We start from the raw sequence: 17,902 nt of genomic DNA, 5'->3' as shown, positions 1-17,902 counted from the left end.
TCCTTGTCCATTCTGCGCTCACAAGTCGTCGGTTGCGGCTCCTATCTGCCCGCCCGCGTCGTCACCAATGCCGAACTCGCAAAACAGGTCGACACGAGCGACGAATGGATCGTCCAGCGGACCGGCATCCGCCAGCGCCACATCGCCGCCGATGACGAGCCGACATCGATCGTTGGTCTCAAGGCCGCGCAGGCGGCAATCGCTGACGCCGGCATCGATCCATCCGAGATCGACCTGATCATCGTGGCGACGGCCACGCCGGACCACACCTTTCCGGCAACCGCCACCCAGATCCAGGCGGCGCTCGGCATCCATGGCGGCGCCGCCTTCGACGTGCAGGCCGTCTGCTCGGGCTTCGTCTTCGCGCTGGCGACTGCCGACAAGTTCCTGACGACGGGCGGAGCCCGGGCGGCGCTCGTGATCGGCGCCGAGACCTTCTCGCGCATTCTCGACTGGGAAGACCGCGCCACCTGCGTGCTGTTCGGCGACGGAGCCGGTGCGGTCGTACTCAAGGCGGTGCCGGGAGAAGGCACCCTTGCCGACCGTGGCATCCTGACGACCCATATCCGCTCGGATGGACGCTACAAGGACAAGCTCTATGTCGATGGCGGCGCGGGCTCGACCAAGACGGTCGGCTTCCTGCGGATGGAGGGCAAGGAGGTCTTCCGCCACGCCGTGACTAATCTCGCCGAAACCGTGCGCCACACCTTCCAGCAGACCGGCCTCACCGGCGCGGATATCGACTGGTTCGTGCCGCACCAGGCCAACCGGCGCATCATCGACGCCACGGCCGACAAGCTCGGCATCAGCCATGACCGGGTCGTCGTCACCGTCGACCGCCATGGCAACACCTCCGCGGCCTCTATCCCGCTGGCGCTGGCGGAGGCGCACGCCGATGGCCGCATCAAGCCGGGCCAGCTCGTCCTGATCGAGGCGATGGGCGGCGGCTTCACCTGGGGCTCGGCCCTGATCCGCTGGTGACGCAGCGGCAGCAAATTCGCGAAAATTGTCACTTTTCGTCGCCAATCCGGGTTGATTCAGGCCAAATCCGGCTCCGCGAGGGCGCTTAAGGATTGACCCGCGCGGCGCGGACGCCTAGCGTCCGCCATCCGTAATGGCGAAAGGCCGGCGGTTGCCGCCGATGCCTGCAATACGCCTTGGAGGATATGAATGGCGGGGCAAACGGTCACTCGCGCGGATTTGTGCGAGGCTGTCTACCAAAAGATCGGCCTGTCGCGGACGGAATCGTCGAAACTCGTCGAAGCCGTGCTCGACGAGATCTGCGATGCGGTCGCGCGCGGCGAGAACGTGAAACTCTCGTCGTTCGGTTCGTTCGTCGTGCGAGACAAAGGCGAGCGAATCGGGCGTAATCCGAAAACGGGTGTTGAAGTCCCGATCGAGCCGCGTCGGGTGATGGTCTTCAAGCCCTCGAATGTGATGAAGGCCCGCATCAACGGGCAGAGTGGCGAGGGTGAGACTGAGTGAATCTGGAGTTCCACGCCGGCGAAACCGAGGCCGAATTGGACACCAAGAGCCCAGATGCCTTCCGAACCATCAGCGAGGTCGCCGAAGACCTCGACATTCCCCAACATGTGCTCCGTTTCTGGGAAACCCGCTTCAGCCAGATCAAGCCGCTGAAGCGCGGTGGCGGACGCCGCTACTATCGGCCTGACGACGTCGCCCTGCTCAAGGGCATAAGGCGCCTGCTCTATGGCGAAGGCTATACGATCAAGGGCCTTCAGCGCATCCTGAAGGAACAGGGGCCACGCCACGTCCAGGCGATCGGCCGCGGCGCCCCCATTGGCGCCGCCAGCGGAGCACTTGCTGCGGCTGCAGCCGAGTCCCCGTCCGCCATGCAGGCCGACGAGGCGGCCGGCTGGGTGCCGCCGCGTACGCAGATCGTGCCGGAAGGGCTCGACGACATCACCGTGCTGACAGCGGTGATGGATGAGCTCGGTGAATGCCGGCGCATCCTGGAACGCGCCCTGGAGCCGGCAGCCGACGCTTCCTGAGCCCGTCAGTCAGCTTTGCGGCGTTCCGTCATCGGCACCCGGCGTTTCGGTGCGCTCGCGGCGGGCGACCGGCTTGTGTTTCCGATGCCGGGCAGTTGCGGCCTTCTTTTGCGGCACCAGGCTCGCCAACACCGGGTTTGGATAATGCTCCAAGGTAGAGCCGGTTGCGGCATCGACGCCCATGCCGACGAGGCCGCCGACGAGAACATTCCCGGCGAAGCCCACGGCACCTGCCTCTGCGATGCGCGTCGAAACCGGAACCTGAACGTCTTCATAGCCATTCTTCGTAAAATTGACGACGAATTCCGATTTGCGGCTCACCTCCCAGGTACAGGGCGTGGCCGTGCAAGCGTGCCCGAGGGACGACCGCGCCTCAGCTCCCGCCGGCTCGCTCGTGATCGTCACCTGGCTCGTCGTTCCCCGCGTAACCGTCGCGCAACCGCCCAGCGCGGCCGCTGCGGCGGCCGCTACAAGAACATTTATTTTCAGCATGTTAGCCCCCTTCAACCCCACATGACAGCTAGGTGGGGCACAAGGAGACGTGCAAGCCTTGCGTGCAAGCCAGCTGTGCACAACTTGCACACACGCCAGTTTCTCCCGGTTGACGTCATCGGCCTGCAACATAGCTCAAGTCCGAAAATCGGCTCGCTCGCTCCCATCGGGCGCGGACGGCAGCGCCACATCGCTTGGGAGTGCCGGAATGCCTTGGCTCTATCTCTTTGTCGCGGGTCTGTTCGAGGTCGGCTGGGCGATCGGCCTGAAATACACGCAAGGCTTCACCCGGCTCGTGCCGACGCTGTTCACCGCGATCAGCATGGTCGTCAGCCTCGGACTTCTCGGCCTGGCGCTGAAGTCTCTGCCGGTCGGCACCGCCTATGCGGTGTGGACGGGCATCGGCACGATCGGAACGGCAATCCTCGGCATCATCCTGCTCGGCGAGCCTGCGACCGTCCTGCGGCTCCTCTGCATCGGCCTGATCGTCGCCGGCATCGCCGGGCTCAAGCTGGTTTCGCCCTGAGGGCGCCGGCTCAGCGGCGCCAAGCCTCGGGCCAGTAGCCCCCGCGATCCAGCGCGACGATCAGGATGACGATCGCGAGCGTAACCACGATCGTCATCAGCTTCGCATTCCACGGCACGCCCCGGCCGATCAACCAGATCAGGCTCAGGCCGATGACGAGAGGGACCAGGATCTCCATGACGGGATCGTAGCCCGCGCATTGGTCGCACGGCAATCCGCCCGCCGCTTCGAAGCGCCGCCCTGCCCCTCCGATCAGGCGCCTTACTCTGCAGGCAGTTCCTTCGGCGGCGGGTTGCGCCCGATCGGGAGTGCGCCCTCGATCAGCGGCCGCAGCTTCGCGACCTCGGCGGCAAGAAAATCGAGGAACAGCCGAACCCTGGGCGTGTGCCGCAGATCCGGATGGGTCAGCAGCCACAGATCGGCCGATAGTTCGGGATCGGGCGGCGCCAGCCGGGTCAGGCCCGGGCGGGTGTCGCCGATAAAGCAGGGCAGGAAGCCCACCCCGATGCCGGCTTCGACCGCCTCCGCGAGCCCCAGCACCGTGTTGAGCTTGTAGACCACGCGTTCGGGCGCGACATGGCGGGCAAGGTAGCGGACGGCGCTCAGCATGGTGAACTGCTCGCCGAGCGAAATCCAGCTGCGCTCCCACAGGCTTTCCACGCCCGGCAGCTCGGTATCGGAAAAATCGGCGGCACGGCCATAGAGCGCCCAGGCGATGCGGGCAGGCTTGCGGCCGACCAGCGTCTCCGGCGGATTGTCGGTGGCGCGGATCGCGACATCGGCGTCGCGCTTGGACAGATTGGCCGCCTGATTGCCGATCAGCATGTCCAGCCGGATATCCGGGCATTGCCGGAGAAACTGCGCGAAGAGCGGCGTCAGCAGGTCGACCAACAGGGAATCGTTGGTGGCAACGCGCAACTCGCCAGCGGGCTTGATCTCCTGCCCGGCGAGCTTGCGGGCGAAGGCGGTGATGTCGTCGTCGACGCGCCCCGCGAGCTGGACCATCTCCTCGCCGGTCGGCGTCGCGACATAGCCGCTGCGGTGGCGCTCGAACAGCCTGACGCCAAGCGCCTCCTCGATCTGGCCGAGGCGGCGGAAGACGGTGGAGTGATTGACGCCGAGCGCCGCGGCGGCTGCCGGCAGCGCTCGCTTCTCGGCGATGGCCTTGATCAGGCGAAAATCGTCCCAGGCCAAGGGTGTCGCGGATTGATTCATCCGCGCACTCTTGGCCAAGGTTTCGATCCCAGCAAGTGCCGTCGGCTCAGGCAATGGCGGGCTTCGCCTGCCAATCGCTGCGACCGGACTTCAGCGCCAGCGCGCCGTCGCCGATGAGGGCATGGGCGAAAGCGGTGAGCGCCAGGAAAGCGGGGTATTCCCAACCGCCATTCGGAGCGTTGAAGACCCAGCCGTTCGGGGCGTGCACCGAGAGGGCGCCGAGCAGGATCGGGATGAGCGCCAGCGAGACATAGCGGCCGTAGAAGCCGAGGAGGATGGCGATGCCGCCGAGCAGCTCCGCGAGCATGATCGGCCAGGCGAGAGCGCCCGGCAGGCCGACCTGGCCGAGGAAACCGGTGAAGCCCGCAGGGGTGAAGATCACGAGCTTCAGATAGGCGTGGGCGATGAACATCAGGCCGAGCGCGACGCGCAGGCTGAGGGCGCCGTAAGGAGCAAGACGAGAGTCGATCATGGTGGTGTCTCCTGAGAACGGGACCGGTTGGTCTCGGGTCAGGATTTTGGATGAGCACGCACGCAAATCAAATTGTAAATCGATGCATCTTACATTGCAACAATGCAATGAATTACCTCTGGCGCTTTTGCGGTTCCGGGCCAATCTTTCGGCCAACAGGGCAGCCGCCCCGCATTATCCGGAGGACATTCACCATGCAGACCAACGGTCTTCACCACGTCACCGCCATTTCCGGCCCCGCCCGCCGCAATCTCGACTTCTACACCCGCGTGCTCGGCCTGCGCCTCGTCAAGAAGACGGTGAATTTCGATGATCCCGGCACCTATCACCTCTACTTCGGTGATGCCGATGCGGCGCCGGGCTCGATCCTGACCTTCTTTCCGTGGGAGCATGCCGCTCCGGGCCGGCTCGGCGTCGGCGAGACCCAGGAGACCGTCTTCCGGGTTCCCGAAGGCTCGATCGGCTTCTGGGCTCACCGCTTCGTCGAGCTGGGCGTGCCGCATGAAGCGCCCGCCAAGCGCTTCGGCGAAAGTGTGCTCAGCTTCCGCGATCCGGACGGGATGAGGCTCGCCCTCGTCGGCCTGCCCGGCGTCGAAAAGGAGCCGGCCTGGTCCGAGGGCAACATCGCGCCGGAGAACGCCATCCGCGGCTTCCACAGCGTCAGCCTGCTGCTGGCCGATGCGGCCCCGACGGGTGCAATCCTGAGCGACGTCTTCGGCTTCACCGAAGCGGCTCGCGAGGGCACGCTGATCCGCTACGAGGCCAAGGGGACCGCGATCGGCGGCGTGATCGACCTGCGCGTTGCCGGCGGATTCCTGCCGGCCCGCCAGGGCGCAGGCTCGGTGCACCACATCGCCTTCCGGGCCGGCGACGACGCCGTACAGGAGGAGATGGTGCGTCGCCTCGGCGAGAACCACGGCATCCGCACCACGGAGCAGCGCGACCGGAACTACTTCCGCTCGGTCTACTTCCGTGAGCCCGGCCATGTCCTGTTCGAAATCGCGACCGACATCCCCGGCTTCGCGGTCGACGAGCCGGCTGCCGAGCTCGGGCGGTCGCTGAAGCTGCCTGCCGGCCTCGAGGCCCATCGCAAGCAGATCGAAGCGGTTCTGCCGGAGCTTGCCTGACGACATCCTGCCGCCCGGCCGCAATCGGCGGGCGGCAGGCGATCATGCGAGGCGGATGGCCCGGCCCGCAATCCCACCGCCCTGCCCGCCCTTGTCGGGGGCAGGACGGCTCCGCTTTCCGAAGGGAGAATGACCATGAGCGATACGAAGACCGATACGGACTTCATCCATGTCTTCGAGGAGGGCAGTGATCCCACCCGCAAACCGCTGCTGTTGCTGCACGGCACCGGCGGCGACGAACGCGATCTCCTCTCGCTCGGCCGCACGGTCGCGCCGGGCGCGAGCCTGCTTTCGCCACGCGGCAAGGTGTTGGAAGGCGCGGCCCCGCGCTTCTTTCGCCGACTCGCGGAAGGTGTCTTCGACGAGGTCGATCTGCGTCGCCGCACGGACGAGCTGGCGGATTTCGTGCTGCAGGCGCGGGAGCGTTACGGCCTTCCCGCCCCGATCGCGCTTGGCTTCTCGAACGGCGCCAATATCGCGGCGGCGATGTTGCTGCAGCGTCCGGAAGCTCTGGCCGGCGCGGCGCTGCTACGCGCGATGATGCCCTTCGCGGATGCACCACGCGGCAGCCTCAACGGCAAGCCCGTGCTGATCCTCTCCGGAGCGCTCGATCCGATCGTGCCGGCGGCCAATGCCGATGGCCTGGCCTGCCAGCTCGAGGACAGCGGCGCGCAGGTCGAGCATCGCGTGCTGCCGGCCGGGCATGGCCTCGGACAGGCCGATCTCGGCTTGCTGCGCGACTGGCTGGCGCGGGTCTGAGAAGGCGGCGGGTTTTCCCGCCGCCGCTTCGGCTGGTATCGTCAGCCCGTGAGCGGAACGATGATCGCCAAGGCCACGGCAACGACGACAAGCGCGCGCAGCAACATGGCGCGGTGGCTCGAAAGTGGAATATCCGACGTACGCGATAGAGCGTGCATGACCGACTCCCATCAACGCGACAACGGCCGATGGTGACCTAGCGTTAGGTTAGTTGGCAAGCAGTATCGCCCCGTTAAGCGTGGACAACCACGCTTTCAGGCCGGTTTCATCGTCAAAAGGCCTATCTGCGGCTGCTTCAACCCCTGTCCTTGCGCACGACGGCATAGGCGTAGGTCGTGACGAAGCTCCAGCCTGTCCGAGCCGCCAGCGCATTGAAGGCATGGTCGAGCTGCTTCAGGCCGGGCATGCGATCGAAATAGCCATGCCCCCAGAAGCGCTGGATGTGGACATCGGTGAAGCCCGCCCGGTTCAGCATGGGTGTGAGCAGTGCCGGATTGCCGCGGCACCAATCATAGAGAGCCGGAAATTTCGGGTCGCCTCCGCCGTCGCGCCGCGCCGGAAAGAGCGCGTGAACAATGGCCCGTGAGGCCGTCTCCGGCAGGATATGGTTCAGAGCGAAGACCGGCGCCCACAATGTCGGGAAGAAGGCGAGCGCGACACCGCCTGGCGCTAGCAGCGCGTGGATGTTGCGCCAGGCCTGCTCGACGCCGTCGATATGCTCGAAGACCATGCGCGAGACCATCATGTCGTAGCTTCCGCGCGCGACATCCGGCTCCGAAAGATCGCCGGAGATATCGAAGCAGGCCGTCTTCAGGCCCGGGGGCGTCAAGGCGAGCTCGCCGGCGTCGATATCATTGACGATGAATTCGATGCCGGCAGCTCCCGCCTGCTCCCTCGTGAACAGCGGATCGCGCCCGCCGCCGATCTCGCAGATGCGGCGCAGGCCGAACTGGCGCGCCAAGGCGAGGATCGTCGGCTCGTAATTGTCCCATGCCCATTGCGAGTGCCAGTCCGGCGCAATGCGGTCAAAGTACTCGGCCATCGAGCCCGTTGCGGGACCGGACGCTTGCGAGGCCGGCTGCAAGCGAGCCGGTGCCGTGCTTGCCAGGGACATGCTTGCCTTCGCCTCCGTGTGCCCACGCTTCGGCATGTAAAATGGCCCTGCCCTAAGACGCCTGCAATCCTAGCCTTAATCCAAGGTTAACCGAAGGGTTGCGGTCACCTGCGGCAAGGCCTCTCCGCATGAGGTATCCCCAACGAACGGCACAAGCCGGGCTCAGCGCGGCGTGTCCGCGCGCCGTTCGGGCAATGTCATCGCCACCACTCCGAGCACGACGAGGCCGAGGCCGGTCCAGGCCGTCGAGCTCAGCCTCTCCCCCAGGAAGCCTATGCCGATGGCCACGCCGATCGGCACGCGCAGATAGGACACGGCCGTCGTCCCGACCGAGCCGAGCGAGCGGATCAGGCGGAAATAGATCGCGAAGGCGAGCGCCGTCGAGAAGACCGAGAGCGCCAGCAGCGCCAGGATCGATTCCTGCGATGGCGCCAGCGTCCAGGGCCGATCCACGACCAGCGCCGCCGGGATGAGCAGAGCCGTGCCAGCCAGCATCGAGCCCGCAGCCGGCAGCAGCGGGTCCATGCCGGCGAAATTGCGCCCGAACAGGGCCGCGCAGGCATAGGCGACGGTCGCCGCGACGATGGCAAGTTGCGGCAGGACGGCATGGCCGAGGCCGGAGAAGGCGTCGACGCCGACGATCAAGCTGACGCCGGCAATGCCGGCGACGACCCCGATTCCCTTGCGCCAATCCGGGCGCTGGCCCGGCTTCAACACCAGCGAGATCAGGAAGACGAAAACCGGCGTGGTGCCGTTGAGAATCGAAGCGAGGCCAGCATCGACGCTGCGCTCGGCCCAGGCGATCAGGGTGAATGGCACGACGCTGTTGAGCAGGGCCTGCGTCAGAAAGCGCTGCCATGACGCCGCATCCCGCGGCATCCGCAAGCCACGCCAGCGAATGACGGCAAGCAGGATCAGGCCTGCTATCAAGGTGCGCGCGGCGATCAGGGTCAACGGCGGAATCGTCTCCACGCCGATTTTGATGAAGGTGTAGGAACCGCCCCAGAGCGTGGCGAGCACGAGCAGCAGGGCAAGTTCGGTGGAGCGGTTCGGCACGGCGGCCGGGCTATCGAGCGCTTGCGTGGACATGATCTCTCCTCGGGTTGGCGAGACCATGCCAGCAACTCTGCGCGACAGCATGCGGCAACACTACGGTTTCGGCCGTAGCTTCAGAGCGTGATTCAACGGCCTATGGGATTGAATCAATCGCACCCGATAAGCCTTTGCTAGAAAAGAAGAACCCGCGGCTTTCGCCGCGGGTTCGGTCGTCACGACGACGCCTTCGGTCAGGAATGCGCCAGGATCGCCAGCAGCAGCAGGGCGATGATGTTCGTGATCTTGATCGCCGGGTTCACGGCGGGGCCCGCCGTGTCCTTGTAGGGGTCGCCGACGGTGTCGCCTGTGACCGAGGCCTTATGCGCCTCCGAGCCCTTCATATGGCGCACGCCGTCCTTGTCGACGAAGCCGTCCTCGAAGCTCTTCTTGGCGTTGTCCCAGGCGCCGCCGCCCGAGGTCATCGAGATCGCGACGAAGATGCCGGTGACAATGACGCCCAGCAGCATGGCACCGACGGCAGCGAAGGCCTGGTTCTTGCCGGCGATGGCGTTGATGACGAAGAAGGTCACGACCGGCGCCAGGACCGGCAGCAGCGAGGGGATGATCATCTCCCTGATCGCGGCCCGGGTCAGCATGTCGACGGCGCGGCCGTAATCCGGCCGGTCCTTGCCCTCCATGATGCCGGGCTTCTCGCGGAACTGCCTGCGCACCTCCTCCACCACCGAACCGGCGGCACGTCCGACGGCAGTCATGCCCATGCCGCCGAAGAGGAAGGGGATGAGTCCGCCGAGGAGCAGCCCGACGACGACGAAGGGGTTCGACAGCGAGAAATCGACTGTGACGCCCTTGAAGTACTGGAAGGTGGTCGAGCCCGCCTTGTTGGCCTCGGCCACGAAGAAATTCAGGTCCGAGGTATAGGCGGCGAACAGCACGAGGGCGCCGAGGCCGGCGGAGCCGATCGCGTAGCCCTTGGTGACGGCCTTGGTGGTGTTGCCGACCGCATCGAGCGCGTCGGTGGAGTGGCGGACTTCCTTGGGCAGGCCCGCCATCTCGGCAATGCCGCCGGCATTGTCGGTGACCGGGCCGAAGGCATCGAGCGCCACGACCACGCCGGCCAGCGCGAGCATGGCGGTCGTGGCGATGGCGATGCCGAACAGGCCGGCCAGGCTGTAGGCGACGATGATGCCGGCGACGATGACGATGACCGGCGCAGCGGTCGATTCCAGCGAGACCGCGAGACCCTGGATGACGTTGGTGCCATGGCCGGTGACCGATGCCTGGGCGATCGAGACGACCGGGCGCTTGCCGGTGCCGGTATAGTATTCGGTGATGATGACGATGCAGAGCGTCACGGCGAGGCCGACCAGCGCGCAGCCGAAGAGATTGCCTGAAGTGAAGCTGACGCCCTGCACGGTGGTGAAGGAGGCCGAGAAGCCGCCGAACATCAGATAGTTGACCACCGCGATCGCACCGACGGAGAGCACGCCCGCGGCGATGAAGCCCTTGTAGAGCGCGCCCATGATCGACTGGTTGGCACCGAGCTTCACGAAGAAGGTGCCGATGATCGAGGTGACGATGCAGGCCGCACCGATCGCCATCGGATAGAGCATCATTGTGCCCAACACTGGCTGGCCGGCGAAGAAGATCGCGGCGAGCACCATGGTCGCGACCAGCGTCACCGCATAGGTCTCGAACAGGTCGGCGGCCATGCCGGCGCAGTCGCCGACATTGTCGCCGACATTGTCCGCGATGGTCGCAGGGTTGCGCGGGTCATCTTCGGGGATACCGGCCTCGACCTTGCCGACGAGGTCGGCGCCGACGTCAGCGCCCTTGGTGAAGATGCCGCCGCCGAGACGGGCGAAGATCGAGATCAACGAGGCGCCGAAGCCGAGCGCCACCAGCGAATCGATCACCGTGCGGCTGGAGGGCTCGAAACCGAGATAGGATGTCAGGACGCCGTAATAGACGGCAACGCCGAGCAGCGCGAGGCCAGCCACCAGCATGCCGGTGACCGCGCCGGCCTTGAAGGCGACGTCGAGGCCCTCGCCCAGCGACTTCATCGCGGCCTGGGCCGTGCGGACGTTGGCGCGCACCGAAACGTTCATGCCGATGAAGCCGGCCGTGCCCGAAAGCACCGAACCGATCAGGAAACCGATCGCCACCCATTTGCCGAGCAGCCACGCGAGAACGAGAAAAAGCACGATTCCGACCATGGAAATCGTGAGATATTGGCGCTTGAGATAGGCTTGCGCGCCCTCGGCCACCGCGCCGGAAATCTCCTGCATGCGCTGGTTGCCGGCATCGCGCTTCATCACGTCGCCATAGGCCCAGATGCCGTAGGCTATCGACAGCGCACTCAATATGATGATGAGAAGCAGAGCTGACATTCGTTTTCCTGACCTTGAGCTTCCGAGCCGTCGGGAGCGCTGCCGCTCCTCTTTTGCAGCGTTGGACGTCAGGCAACGAAAAACGGGCCCTGAAGACTACAAGGCCCGCTCCGCGTCGCCAGTGTCAGGCGAATTTGTGGCAAGTTTCGGCGAAGAGCGCAAACGGCCACGCTTACAAATTTCGTCGAATGTCAGGCGAGCCTTGTCGCGCCTCAGAGTGCGACGTCGCGGTTGACGTTCTTGTAGAGCAGATAGCAGGCGTCGTCTTGGCCGGTCGGATAGAATTGCTGGGGGCAATAGCCGCCCATCCAGATGAAATCCTGCGCCCAGATCTCGTGCCATTCTTCGCCGAGCAAGTAGAGCCCCTGCCCTTCCAGCATGTAGAGGCCGTGCTCCATCACATGCGTCTCGACTGCCGGGAAGCAGACTCCAGGCTTGAACCACATCAGGTTCATCTCGAAGTCGAATCGCATGTCGCCATAGGGCAGCAGGAACTGGAAGCCGCGCCCTTCCTTGCCGGTGTGATTCGTCATCGGCACGGCGTCCTGATGCGACAGGATCGGCTCGGGCACGGCGAGGCCGGGGGCCGGCTCGTAGCGCTTGCGGAGCGCAAGAACGCGCGCCGGTCCCCCGCTCTCGTTGCGCAGCGTGAATAGCGTCGCCGGCGGGAGATAGGCGAAGCCGCCCGGTGCCAGCCCCCCTGCCGCCGCGCCGTCGATGGACAAGGCGACCTCGCCGGACAGGACGTAGAAGAAGTGCTGGACGCCATCCTCGCCGAAAGAAGCCGGCGTGCCGCCGCCCGGCGCGATTTCGAGAACATATTGGGCGAAGGCTGCGCCAAGGACCGGGGCGGCGAGCACGCGGACGATGGTGTCCTTATATTGCGGCAGGCGGCTGATCAGCACGCCTTCCGGCGGCATGAACGCATAGTTGGGGCGTACGACGCCGCGATTATGGCCAATCGCTCCCGGCGGCACGCGGCCGGTCGCGGGGGGAAACGCGCGGTTGCTCATCGGAAACTCCCGGAAGAAAGCGCCTCGCCCCTCAGGCGACGGCCGGACGCTGGAGACGCGCCCAGGCCACCATCGCCAGCGCGATTGCAACAGGCGGGAAGACGAGCCAGTTCACGCTGTCCCAGCCGCCATGGCTGAGCAGCCCGCCAGCCGAGAAGGAGGCGATGGCGACCGAGCCGAAGACGAGGAAGTCGTTGGCCGCCTGCACCTTCACCCGCTCCTCCGGCCGGTAGCAATCGGTCACCAGGGCAGTCGCGCCGATGAAGCCGAAATTCCAGCCGAGGCCGAGGAGGATCAGGGCCAGCCAGAAATGACCGACACTGAGACCGGTGAGGCCGACGACGGCAGCCAGTGCCGTCAGCACGAGACCGACGGATGTGATCGTGCCCTTGCCGAAGCGGGCGATCAGCCGGCCGGTGAAGAAGCTCGGCCCGAACATCGAGAGCACATGCCATTGGATGCCGAGGGCGGCATCGCCGACCGAATGACCGCAGGCAACCATCGCCATCGGCGCAGCCGTCATCACGAAGCTCATCAACCCATACGCAACCAGCGAGGCGGTGACGGAGGCGATGAACTTCGGTTGACGCATGATTTCGCCGAGCGGGCGCCCGCCACCGGAACGGACGGCCGCAACCCGCGGTGCACGGAGGCGGGAGACGATCAGGATGGCGATCAGCGCCAAGACGCCCTGCGCGAGGAAGCTCGCCGCGAACGGGGCCGAAGGCGTGAGATCGCGTGTCCAATAGACCGATTGCGGCCCGATGATGCCGGCGGCAAGACCGCCGAACATCACCCAGGAAATGGCGCGGGGCCGAAATTCCTCGCTCGCCGTATCGGCCGCGGCGAAGCGATAGCTCTGGACGAAGGAGCCGTAGAGCCCGCAGACAAATGTGCCGATGCAGAACAGCCAGAACAGGCGCAGCGTCGCACCGCCGGCGGCGAGGCTCGCTCCCGTTGCGCCGACGAGCGCGCCGATCAGATAGCCGCTGCGCCGCCCGATGCTTCGCATCACCATCGCAGCCGGAATTACTCCGACGGCGATGCCGAGCTGAAGCAGGCTGACCGGCACCGTCGCGAAGGCCTGGTCGGCGACGAGCTGCGCGCCGACGATGCCGCCGAGAGAAACGATGATCGCGGGATTGGCACCGCCGAGCGCCTGTGCGCCGGCCAGCACCAGAGCATTGCGCTTCGCGAGCCTGTCGCCATCGAGGACCGGAACATGCTGGTTCATCACAATGCCGCCTCGCGGTCGCAGTGACGCGCCGCTGTCAGAAGTGAGAGAAGGAGCCTTGCGCGAAACTGCGCAATCCACCCTTCTCGCGATATTCAACCACGCCGGCCTCTGCGGTGATCCGCCCGATCGGCGTCAGCGGAAGCATTGCCTCCTTTGCCGCCGCGATCAGAGCAGGATATTCCCCTTCTGAGGCCGTACAGAGAATTTCGTAGTCGTCTCCGCCGGTCCAGGCCAGTTCCGCCAGTGCGGGATCGGCCATGACCGCCGCGCGGACCGCCGACGAGAGCGGGACGGCATCGAGAGTGATCTCGGCGCCCACCCCCGAGGCCCTCAGCAGCTTGGCGAGATCACCGACAAGACCGTCCGAGACGTCCATCGCGGCCGAGGCGTGGCGCTGCAACGCCGTCGCAAGCGCATGGCGGGACTGCGGATGCAGATAGCGATCGATGAGGAAGGCGCGGTCCTCGGAGACGAGTGCAGCGACCCAGCCCGGTTTGTCCGGGCCGTGCACCTTCAGCCCAAGCGCGCCGTCTCCCATAGTGCCGGAGACGAGCACCACATCCCCCGGCTTCGCGCCGGAGCGCCGGACCATCCGCCCTGCCGGAACGGTGCCGAAGGCGGTGATCGACAGGGTGAGCGGCCCCGCCGTCGAGACGGTGTCACCGCCAATCAGCGGGCAGGCGGCGGCTTCGGCGATGCGGGCGAGGCCTGCCACGAAACCGGCGAGCCAGGCTTCGGTCCAGCCGCGCGGCAAGGCGAGCGTGAGGACGAAGCCCTCGGGCTTCGCGCCCTTGGCCGCGAGATCGGAGAGATTGACGGCCAGTGCCTTCCAGCCAATCGCCTCCGGTGGATCGTCGGCAAAGAAGTGCACGCCGGCGACCAGCGCATCGGCCGTGACGACGACCTCATAGCCGCGGCCCGGCCGCAGCAGGCCGGCATCATCGAGCAGCCCAAGCCCGCCCGGCCCGGCGATCGGCGCGAAATAGCGGGCGATCAGCTCGAATTCACCCGGGCGGGAGGTTTCGGACATCAGGCCGCCGGTGCGTCGAACTCGTCGGCGCGGAAGTCGCGGGCCATGCGGTCGAGCACGGCGTTGACCATGCCGATCTCGTCGCCCTCGTAGAAGGCGCGGGCGACCGCGACATATTCGGAAATGACGGCGCGAGCCGGCACGTCCTTGCGGAAGGCAAGCTCATAGGCGCCGGCGCGCAAGATCGCGCGGACCACGGCCTCGACCCGCTTCAGCGGCCAGTCCTTGGCCAGCAAATCGTCGACAGTGCGATCAACCAGGCGCTGCTCACGGACGACGCCGCCGAGAATGTCGCGGAAGAAGGCGATCTCCGCCTCCGGCAACTCGATCTCCTCGACCTCCTTGCCGATCCAGAAATGCTCGAACTCGGCCATCGCCTCGACGACGCCACGGCCGCCGATTTCCATCTCGTAGAGCGCCTGCACGACCGAGAGCCGCGCCCCGCGCCGCTTCTCGGCGCGGCTCATTGCGATTGCTCCACCAGGGAGCGCTTGTAGCGCAGCACGGCGAGCGCGGCTTCCGCCGCGCCACCGCCCTTGTTCATGTCCGAGCGGTTGGCACGGGCCCAGGCCTGAGCGTCGTTCTCGACGGTCAGAATGCCGTTGCCGAGCGGCAGAGCGAAGGCGACCGAGAGATCCATCAACGCGCGCGAGCTTTCGCCGGCGACGATGTCGTAATGGCCGGTCTCGCCGCGGATCACCGTCCCGAGCGCGACGACGGCTTCATAGGGATCGACGGCCTCGTCGGCGGCGCGCAGGCCGATGACGATGGCGGAGGGGATTTCCAGCGCGCCGGGGACGGTGACGACATCGACGCGGCAGCCGGCTTCTTCCAGCACGGCKACGGCGCCGGCCAGCAGCTCATCGGCGAGCTTGTCATAGAATCGCGCCTCGACGACGAGGACGCGGGCGCCGTCGATCTCGACGGCGGAAGTTGCGGCCTTATCGGCCGAGGTCTGCCGGGGTCCGGCCATTTCTTCTATCCTTCTTGCACACGGTCCAGTCGACGCGATCGGGCCGCACAGCGCTCGTCACGAGGAGCCATTTCGACAGAAATGGCGTCTCGAAGGATGATCCAGAGCGGGCTGGAACATCCGTCGAGACGCCGCTTCGCGGTTCCTCAGGATGAGGGCTCGAATTCTTGAGTTGAAGCAGGCTCTTACCCCTGCGGGCGCGCCTCCGCAAGCCGCGCGGCATACCGTGCCATCAGATCGACCTCGAGATGAACGGGGTCGCCCTCCTTGCGCTGTCCCCAGGTGGTGACGGCGAAGGAGTGCGGAATCAGCAGAACAGTGAAGACATCGTCCTCCACCGAATTGACCGTCAGCGAGGTGCCATCAAGGCAGATCGAGCCCTTGGTCGCGATAAAGCGGGCGAGCTCCTGCGGCGCGCGGATGTGGAAACGCGCGGTCGCGCCCCAGGGCTCGTCCGGGTCGGCCTCGATCGCATCGATCTTCAGGATGCGGGCGATACCGTCGACATGGCCGGTGACGAGATGGCCGCCAAGCTCCTCGCCGACCTTGAGCGAGCGCTCCAGATTGACCTGCGTGCCCGGCTCCCAATCGCCGACGGTCGTCTTCGCCAGCGTCTCCGCCGCGGCCTCGACCTGGAACAGGCAACCCATCGCGCCGTCCGTGCGGGGCCTCAGCGCCGTGACCGTCAGGCAGACGCCAGCGCAGGCGATCGAGGCGCCGATTGCGATGCCTTGCGCCTCATAGGGGCAGGCGATGGCGAAGCGCTTGAGGCTCGGCCCCTTGCGCTCAGCCTCCACGACCTCGCCGATGGCGGTGACGATGCCGGTGAACATCAGCCTCTCCTCACGAAATGCTCGAAACGGTCCTGACCGATCAGCCCGGTCTCGGCAAGGGCGTATAGATCGGGCGCGGCCAACAGCCCGGCAAGCCCCGGACGCACGGCAACGATGCCGGGCTGCCCCAGCGTTTTTGGCGAAGTGGAGACGATCACCTCGTCGGCAAGACCAGCCAGCGCCAGCTTCTCGCCTATGCGCGGGCCGCCCTCCGAGAAGACGCGGGTGATTCCGCGCGTGCCCAGCAGCGTCAGCGCTTCGCGCAGATCGAGATGGCCGTCGCTACCGGCCGAGACGCGCATGACCTCGACGCCGGCGGCGACCAGGGCCTCTTCGGGCTCGACCGGCGCGGTCTCTGCCGCGATGATCCAGACGGGCACCTCGCGCGCCGTGCGCACGAGCTTCGAGTCAAGCGGCAGGCGCAGATGCGTGTCGAGGATGACGCGGATCGGCGAGCGCGCGGCCAGACCGGGCAGGCGCACGGTGAGCTGCGGGTCGTCCGAGAGCACCGAGTTGACGCCGAGCATGATCGCATCGTGATGGGCGCGCTGCAGATGCACCCAGCCGCCGGCCACCGGGCTGGAGACTGCGATGGGCGTGCCCCCTGCCCCCCCGGCATAGCCATCTGCCGTGCGGGCGATCTTGAAGGTCACCATGGGCCGTCCCTGCGTGATGCGCAGGACATGGCCGCGATGGGCGCGCTGCGCCTCGTCCTCAAGCACGCCGACGGTGACCTCGATACCCGCCGTGCGCAGCAGCGCATGCCCGAGACCCGCGATGAAGGGGTTGGGGTCCGACATCGCCGAAACGACCCGCTTCACGCCCGACAGGATGGTGTGTTCGACACAGGGAATGCCGCCGCGCACCGAACGATGCGAGCAGGGTTCGAGCGTGACATAGAGCGTGCCACCCATCGACGCAGCACCGGCCCGCGAAAAGGCATGCGCCTCGCCATGCGGCCGCCCACCGGGCTGGGTCAGGCCGCGAGCAACGACGATCGGCCCATCGGGGGTGTCGCGGGTGATGAGGGCGCCGACGGAGGGATTCGGCCAGGTCGCGCCGAGATTGCGGGCGCCATAGGCGAGCGCCTGCGCCATGAAGGCGCGATCGACCGCGCTGCGGTCAGTCATCGGCGCGGCGCGGTGGGGCGGAGACGCCCTCCTCCTCGACGGTGCCGAGCTGGCCGAGCAGTTCCTCGAAGTCCTTCGCCTCGCGGAAATTCTTGTAGACCGAAGCGAAGCGGACATAGGCGACGTCGTCGAGGCCCTTCAGCCCCTCCATCACCAATTCGCCGATGGTCGAACTCGGAATCTCCGTCTCGCCCGAGCTCTCAAGCTGGCGGACGATGCCGTTGACCATGCGTTCGATGCGCTCCGGCGCGACGGGGCGCTTGCGCAGAGCATGCGCAATCGAGGTCTCCAGCTTATCCCGATCGAACGGCGCACGCCGGCCCGAGCGCTTGACCACCGTCAATTCGCGCAGTTGCACGCGCTCGAAGGTGGTAAAGCGGCCGCCGCAATCGGGGCAGACCCGGCGGCGGCGGATCGAGGCGTGGTCGTCGGTGGGACGGGAGTCCTTCACCTGCGTATCGAGGGAGCCGCAATAGGGACAGCGCATTCCGGTTCGCCAGCTTTTCTCAGAGCCCCTTCGAAACCG

21 protein-coding genes are annotated in these 17,902 nt (G+C 66.4%); 6 read left to right on the top strand and 15 right to left on the bottom strand.

Annotated features, from left to right (window positions below; all coding sequences use genetic code 11):
- The first annotated feature begins 3 nt into the window (after positions 1-3).
- The 3 genes from AC1DE3_RS08600 (at position 4) to AC1DE3_RS08590 (ending at position 2,012) form a co-directional block, all read left to right on the top strand.
- Positions 4-981 carry a beta-ketoacyl-ACP synthase III gene (locus AC1DE3_RS08600; RefSeq protein WP_441512537.1) on the top strand — a complete coding sequence of 326 codons (978 nt, stop codon included), beginning with the start codon at positions 4-6 and terminating at the stop codon, positions 979-981.
- A 189-nt stretch (positions 982-1,170) separates the two neighbouring features.
- Positions 1,171-1,485: an integration host factor subunit alpha gene (locus AC1DE3_RS08595; RefSeq protein ID WP_055726295.1), complete on the top strand. Its 315-nt coding sequence runs from the start codon at positions 1,171-1,173 to the stop codon at positions 1,483-1,485.
- The gene (locus AC1DE3_RS08590) at positions 1,482-2,012 is read left to right on the top strand and encodes a MerR family transcriptional regulator (protein WP_441512536.1); all 531 of its coding nucleotides are present in this window, start codon (positions 1,482-1,484) and stop codon (positions 2,010-2,012) included. Before AC1DE3_RS08595 ends, AC1DE3_RS08590 begins: the two co-directional genes overlap by 4 nt.
- Before the next feature lie 9 nt (positions 2,013-2,021).
- Here AC1DE3_RS08590 and AC1DE3_RS08585 read toward each other — a convergent pair whose 3' ends face one another.
- Complete coding sequence (locus AC1DE3_RS08585; protein WP_476780618.1) at positions 2,022-2,636, bottom strand: translation initiation factor 2; 615 nt, start codon at positions 2,634-2,636, stop codon at positions 2,022-2,024.
- Positions 2,637-2,712: 76 nt separating this feature from the next.
- Between AC1DE3_RS08585 and sugE the strand changes: the two genes are divergently transcribed.
- Positions 2,713-3,030, top strand: coding sequence for a quaternary ammonium compound efflux SMR transporter SugE (sugE, locus tag AC1DE3_RS08580; RefSeq protein WP_441512534.1), 318 nt, complete (start codon positions 2,713-2,715; stop codon positions 3,028-3,030).
- A 10-nt stretch (positions 3,031-3,040) separates the two neighbouring features.
- Here sugE and AC1DE3_RS08575 read toward each other — a convergent pair whose 3' ends face one another.
- From AC1DE3_RS08575 to AC1DE3_RS08565, 3 genes are all read right to left on the bottom strand, one after another.
- Positions 3,041-3,208 (bottom strand): hypothetical protein, encoded by a 168-nt coding sequence (locus AC1DE3_RS08575; RefSeq protein WP_441512533.1) that lies wholly within the window; start codon positions 3,206-3,208, stop codon positions 3,041-3,043.
- Positions 3,209-3,291: 83 nt separating this feature from the next.
- Positions 3,292-4,245 (bottom strand): LysR family transcriptional regulator, encoded by a 954-nt coding sequence (locus AC1DE3_RS08570; RefSeq protein ID WP_441512532.1) that lies wholly within the window; start codon positions 4,243-4,245, stop codon positions 3,292-3,294.
- Between the two features lie 46 nt (positions 4,246-4,291).
- The gene (locus tag AC1DE3_RS08565; RefSeq protein ID WP_441512531.1) at positions 4,292-4,717 is read right to left on the bottom strand and encodes a DoxX family protein; all 426 of its coding nucleotides are present in this window, start codon (positions 4,715-4,717) and stop codon (positions 4,292-4,294) included.
- 194 nt (positions 4,718-4,911) lie between these two features.
- Here AC1DE3_RS08565 and AC1DE3_RS08560 point away from each other — a divergent pair, with 194 nt between their 5' ends.
- Together AC1DE3_RS08560 and AC1DE3_RS08555 are read left to right on the top strand one after the other, a co-directional pair.
- Positions 4,912-5,844: a ring-cleaving dioxygenase gene (locus AC1DE3_RS08560; protein ID WP_441512530.1), complete on the top strand. Its 933-nt coding sequence runs from the start codon at positions 4,912-4,914 to the stop codon at positions 5,842-5,844.
- 135 nt (positions 5,845-5,979) lie between these two features.
- The gene (locus tag AC1DE3_RS08555) at positions 5,980-6,603 is read left to right on the top strand and encodes an alpha/beta hydrolase (RefSeq protein WP_441512529.1); all 624 of its coding nucleotides are present in this window, start codon (positions 5,980-5,982) and stop codon (positions 6,601-6,603) included.
- A gap of 295 nt (positions 6,604-6,898) precedes the next feature.
- Here the strand turns inward: AC1DE3_RS08555 and AC1DE3_RS08550 are convergent, their stop codons facing one another.
- From AC1DE3_RS08550 to nrdR, 11 genes are all read right to left on the bottom strand, one after another.
- Entirely contained in the window at positions 6,899-7,645 is a 747-nt protein-coding gene (locus tag AC1DE3_RS08550; RefSeq protein ID WP_441512528.1) for a class I SAM-dependent methyltransferase, read from the bottom strand.
- 234 nt (positions 7,646-7,879) lie between these two features.
- Positions 7,880-8,806, bottom strand: coding sequence for a DMT family transporter (locus AC1DE3_RS08545; protein WP_441512527.1), 927 nt, complete (start codon positions 8,804-8,806; stop codon positions 7,880-7,882).
- Positions 8,807-9,003: 197 nt separating this feature from the next.
- Positions 9,004-11,160, bottom strand: coding sequence for a sodium-translocating pyrophosphatase (locus AC1DE3_RS08540; RefSeq protein ID WP_441512526.1), 2,157 nt, complete (start codon positions 11,158-11,160; stop codon positions 9,004-9,006).
- 212 nt (positions 11,161-11,372) lie between these two features.
- Entirely contained in the window at positions 11,373-12,173 is an 801-nt protein-coding gene (gene allE, locus AC1DE3_RS08535) for a (S)-ureidoglycine aminohydrolase (protein WP_441512525.1), read from the bottom strand.
- A 31-nt stretch (positions 12,174-12,204) separates the two neighbouring features.
- Positions 12,205-13,407: an MFS transporter gene (locus AC1DE3_RS08530; RefSeq protein WP_441512524.1), complete on the bottom strand. Its 1,203-nt coding sequence runs from the start codon at positions 13,405-13,407 to the stop codon at positions 12,205-12,207.
- Positions 13,408-13,444: 37 nt separating this feature from the next.
- Complete coding sequence (gene thiL, locus AC1DE3_RS08525) at positions 13,445-14,440, bottom strand: thiamine-phosphate kinase (protein WP_441512523.1); 996 nt, start codon at positions 14,438-14,440, stop codon at positions 13,445-13,447.
- On the bottom strand, positions 14,440-14,907 hold the full coding sequence (gene nusB / locus AC1DE3_RS08520; RefSeq protein WP_441512522.1) for a transcription antitermination factor NusB: 468 nt from the start codon (positions 14,905-14,907) through the stop codon (positions 14,440-14,442). The genes thiL and nusB overlap by 1 nt, the downstream gene beginning before the upstream one ends.
- Positions 14,904-15,413 (bottom strand): 6,7-dimethyl-8-ribityllumazine synthase, encoded by a 510-nt coding sequence (gene ribH / locus AC1DE3_RS08515; protein ID WP_441512521.1) that lies wholly within the window; start codon positions 15,411-15,413, stop codon positions 14,904-14,906. The genes nusB and ribH overlap by 4 nt, the downstream gene beginning before the upstream one ends.
- 185 nt (positions 15,414-15,598) lie before the next feature.
- Positions 15,599-16,246, bottom strand: coding sequence for a riboflavin synthase (locus AC1DE3_RS08510; RefSeq protein ID WP_441512520.1), 648 nt, complete (start codon positions 16,244-16,246; stop codon positions 15,599-15,601).
- The gene (gene ribD, locus AC1DE3_RS08505; protein ID WP_441512519.1) at positions 16,246-17,376 is read right to left on the bottom strand and encodes a bifunctional diaminohydroxyphosphoribosylaminopyrimidine deaminase/5-amino-6-(5-phosphoribosylamino)uracil reductase RibD; all 1,131 of its coding nucleotides are present in this window, start codon (positions 17,374-17,376) and stop codon (positions 16,246-16,248) included. Before ribD ends, AC1DE3_RS08510 begins: the two co-directional genes overlap by 1 nt.
- Positions 17,369-17,863 carry a transcriptional regulator NrdR gene (gene nrdR, locus AC1DE3_RS08500; RefSeq protein ID WP_441512518.1) on the bottom strand — a complete coding sequence of 165 codons (495 nt, stop codon included), beginning with the start codon at positions 17,861-17,863 and terminating at the stop codon, positions 17,369-17,371. The genes ribD and nrdR overlap by 8 nt, the downstream gene beginning before the upstream one ends.
- Positions 17,864-17,902: the final 39 nt, after the last annotated feature.

The sequence above is a fragment of the Allobosea sp. 10L417 genome (assembly GCF_056395485.1).
This window is presented reverse-complemented; position numbering and strand designations above follow the sequence as displayed.

Excerpts from the sequence above, each read along its gene's own strand:
- AC1DE3_RS08595 (WP_055726295.1), top strand. The coding sequence starts at position 1,171 with ATGGCGGGGCAAACGGTCACTCGCGCGGATTTGTGCGAGGCTGTCTAC.
- AC1DE3_RS08585 (WP_476780618.1), bottom strand. The coding sequence starts at position 2,636 with ATGTTGCAGGCCGATGACGTCAACCGGGAGAAACTGGCGTGTGTGCAA.
- sugE (WP_441512534.1), top strand. The coding sequence starts at position 2,713 with ATGCCTTGGCTCTATCTCTTTGTCGCGGGTCTGTTCGAGGTCGGCTGG.
- AC1DE3_RS08575 (WP_441512533.1), bottom strand. The coding sequence starts at position 3,208 with ATGGAGATCCTGGTCCCTCTCGTCATCGGCCTGAGCCTGATCTGGTTG.
- AC1DE3_RS08570 (WP_441512532.1), bottom strand. The coding sequence starts at position 4,245 with ATGAATCAATCCGCGACACCCTTGGCCTGGGACGATTTTCGCCTGATC.
- AC1DE3_RS08565 (WP_441512531.1), bottom strand. The coding sequence starts at position 4,717 with ATGATCGACTCTCGTCTTGCTCCTTACGGCGCCCTCAGCCTGCGCGTC.
- AC1DE3_RS08560 (WP_441512530.1), top strand. The coding sequence starts at position 4,912 with ATGCAGACCAACGGTCTTCACCACGTCACCGCCATTTCCGGCCCCGCC.
- AC1DE3_RS08555 (WP_441512529.1), top strand. The coding sequence starts at position 5,980 with ATGAGCGATACGAAGACCGATACGGACTTCATCCATGTCTTCGAGGAG.
- AC1DE3_RS08550 (WP_441512528.1), bottom strand. The coding sequence starts at position 7,645 with ATGGCCGAGTACTTTGACCGCATTGCGCCGGACTGGCACTCGCAATGG.
- AC1DE3_RS08545 (WP_441512527.1), bottom strand. The coding sequence starts at position 8,806 with ATGTCCACGCAAGCGCTCGATAGCCCGGCCGCCGTGCCGAACCGCTCC.
- AC1DE3_RS08540 (WP_441512526.1), bottom strand. The coding sequence starts at position 11,160 with ATGTCAGCTCTGCTTCTCATCATCATATTGAGTGCGCTGTCGATAGCC.
- allE (WP_441512525.1), bottom strand. The coding sequence starts at position 12,173 with ATGAGCAACCGCGCGTTTCCCCCCGCGACCGGCCGCGTGCCGCCGGGA.
- AC1DE3_RS08530 (WP_441512524.1), bottom strand. The coding sequence starts at position 13,407 with ATGAACCAGCATGTTCCGGTCCTCGATGGCGACAGGCTCGCGAAGCGC.
- thiL (WP_441512523.1), bottom strand. The coding sequence starts at position 14,440 with ATGTCCGAAACCTCCCGCCCGGGTGAATTCGAGCTGATCGCCCGCTAT.
- nusB (WP_441512522.1), bottom strand. The coding sequence starts at position 14,907 with ATGAGCCGCGCCGAGAAGCGGCGCGGGGCGCGGCTCTCGGTCGTGCAG.
- AC1DE3_RS08510 (WP_441512520.1), bottom strand. The coding sequence starts at position 16,246 with ATGTTCACCGGCATCGTCACCGCCATCGGCGAGGTCGTGGAGGCTGAG.
- ribD (WP_441512519.1), bottom strand. The coding sequence starts at position 17,376 with ATGACTGACCGCAGCGCGGTCGATCGCGCCTTCATGGCGCAGGCGCTC.
- nrdR (WP_441512518.1), bottom strand. The coding sequence starts at position 17,863 with ATGCGCTGTCCCTATTGCGGCTCCCTCGATACGCAGGTGAAGGACTCC.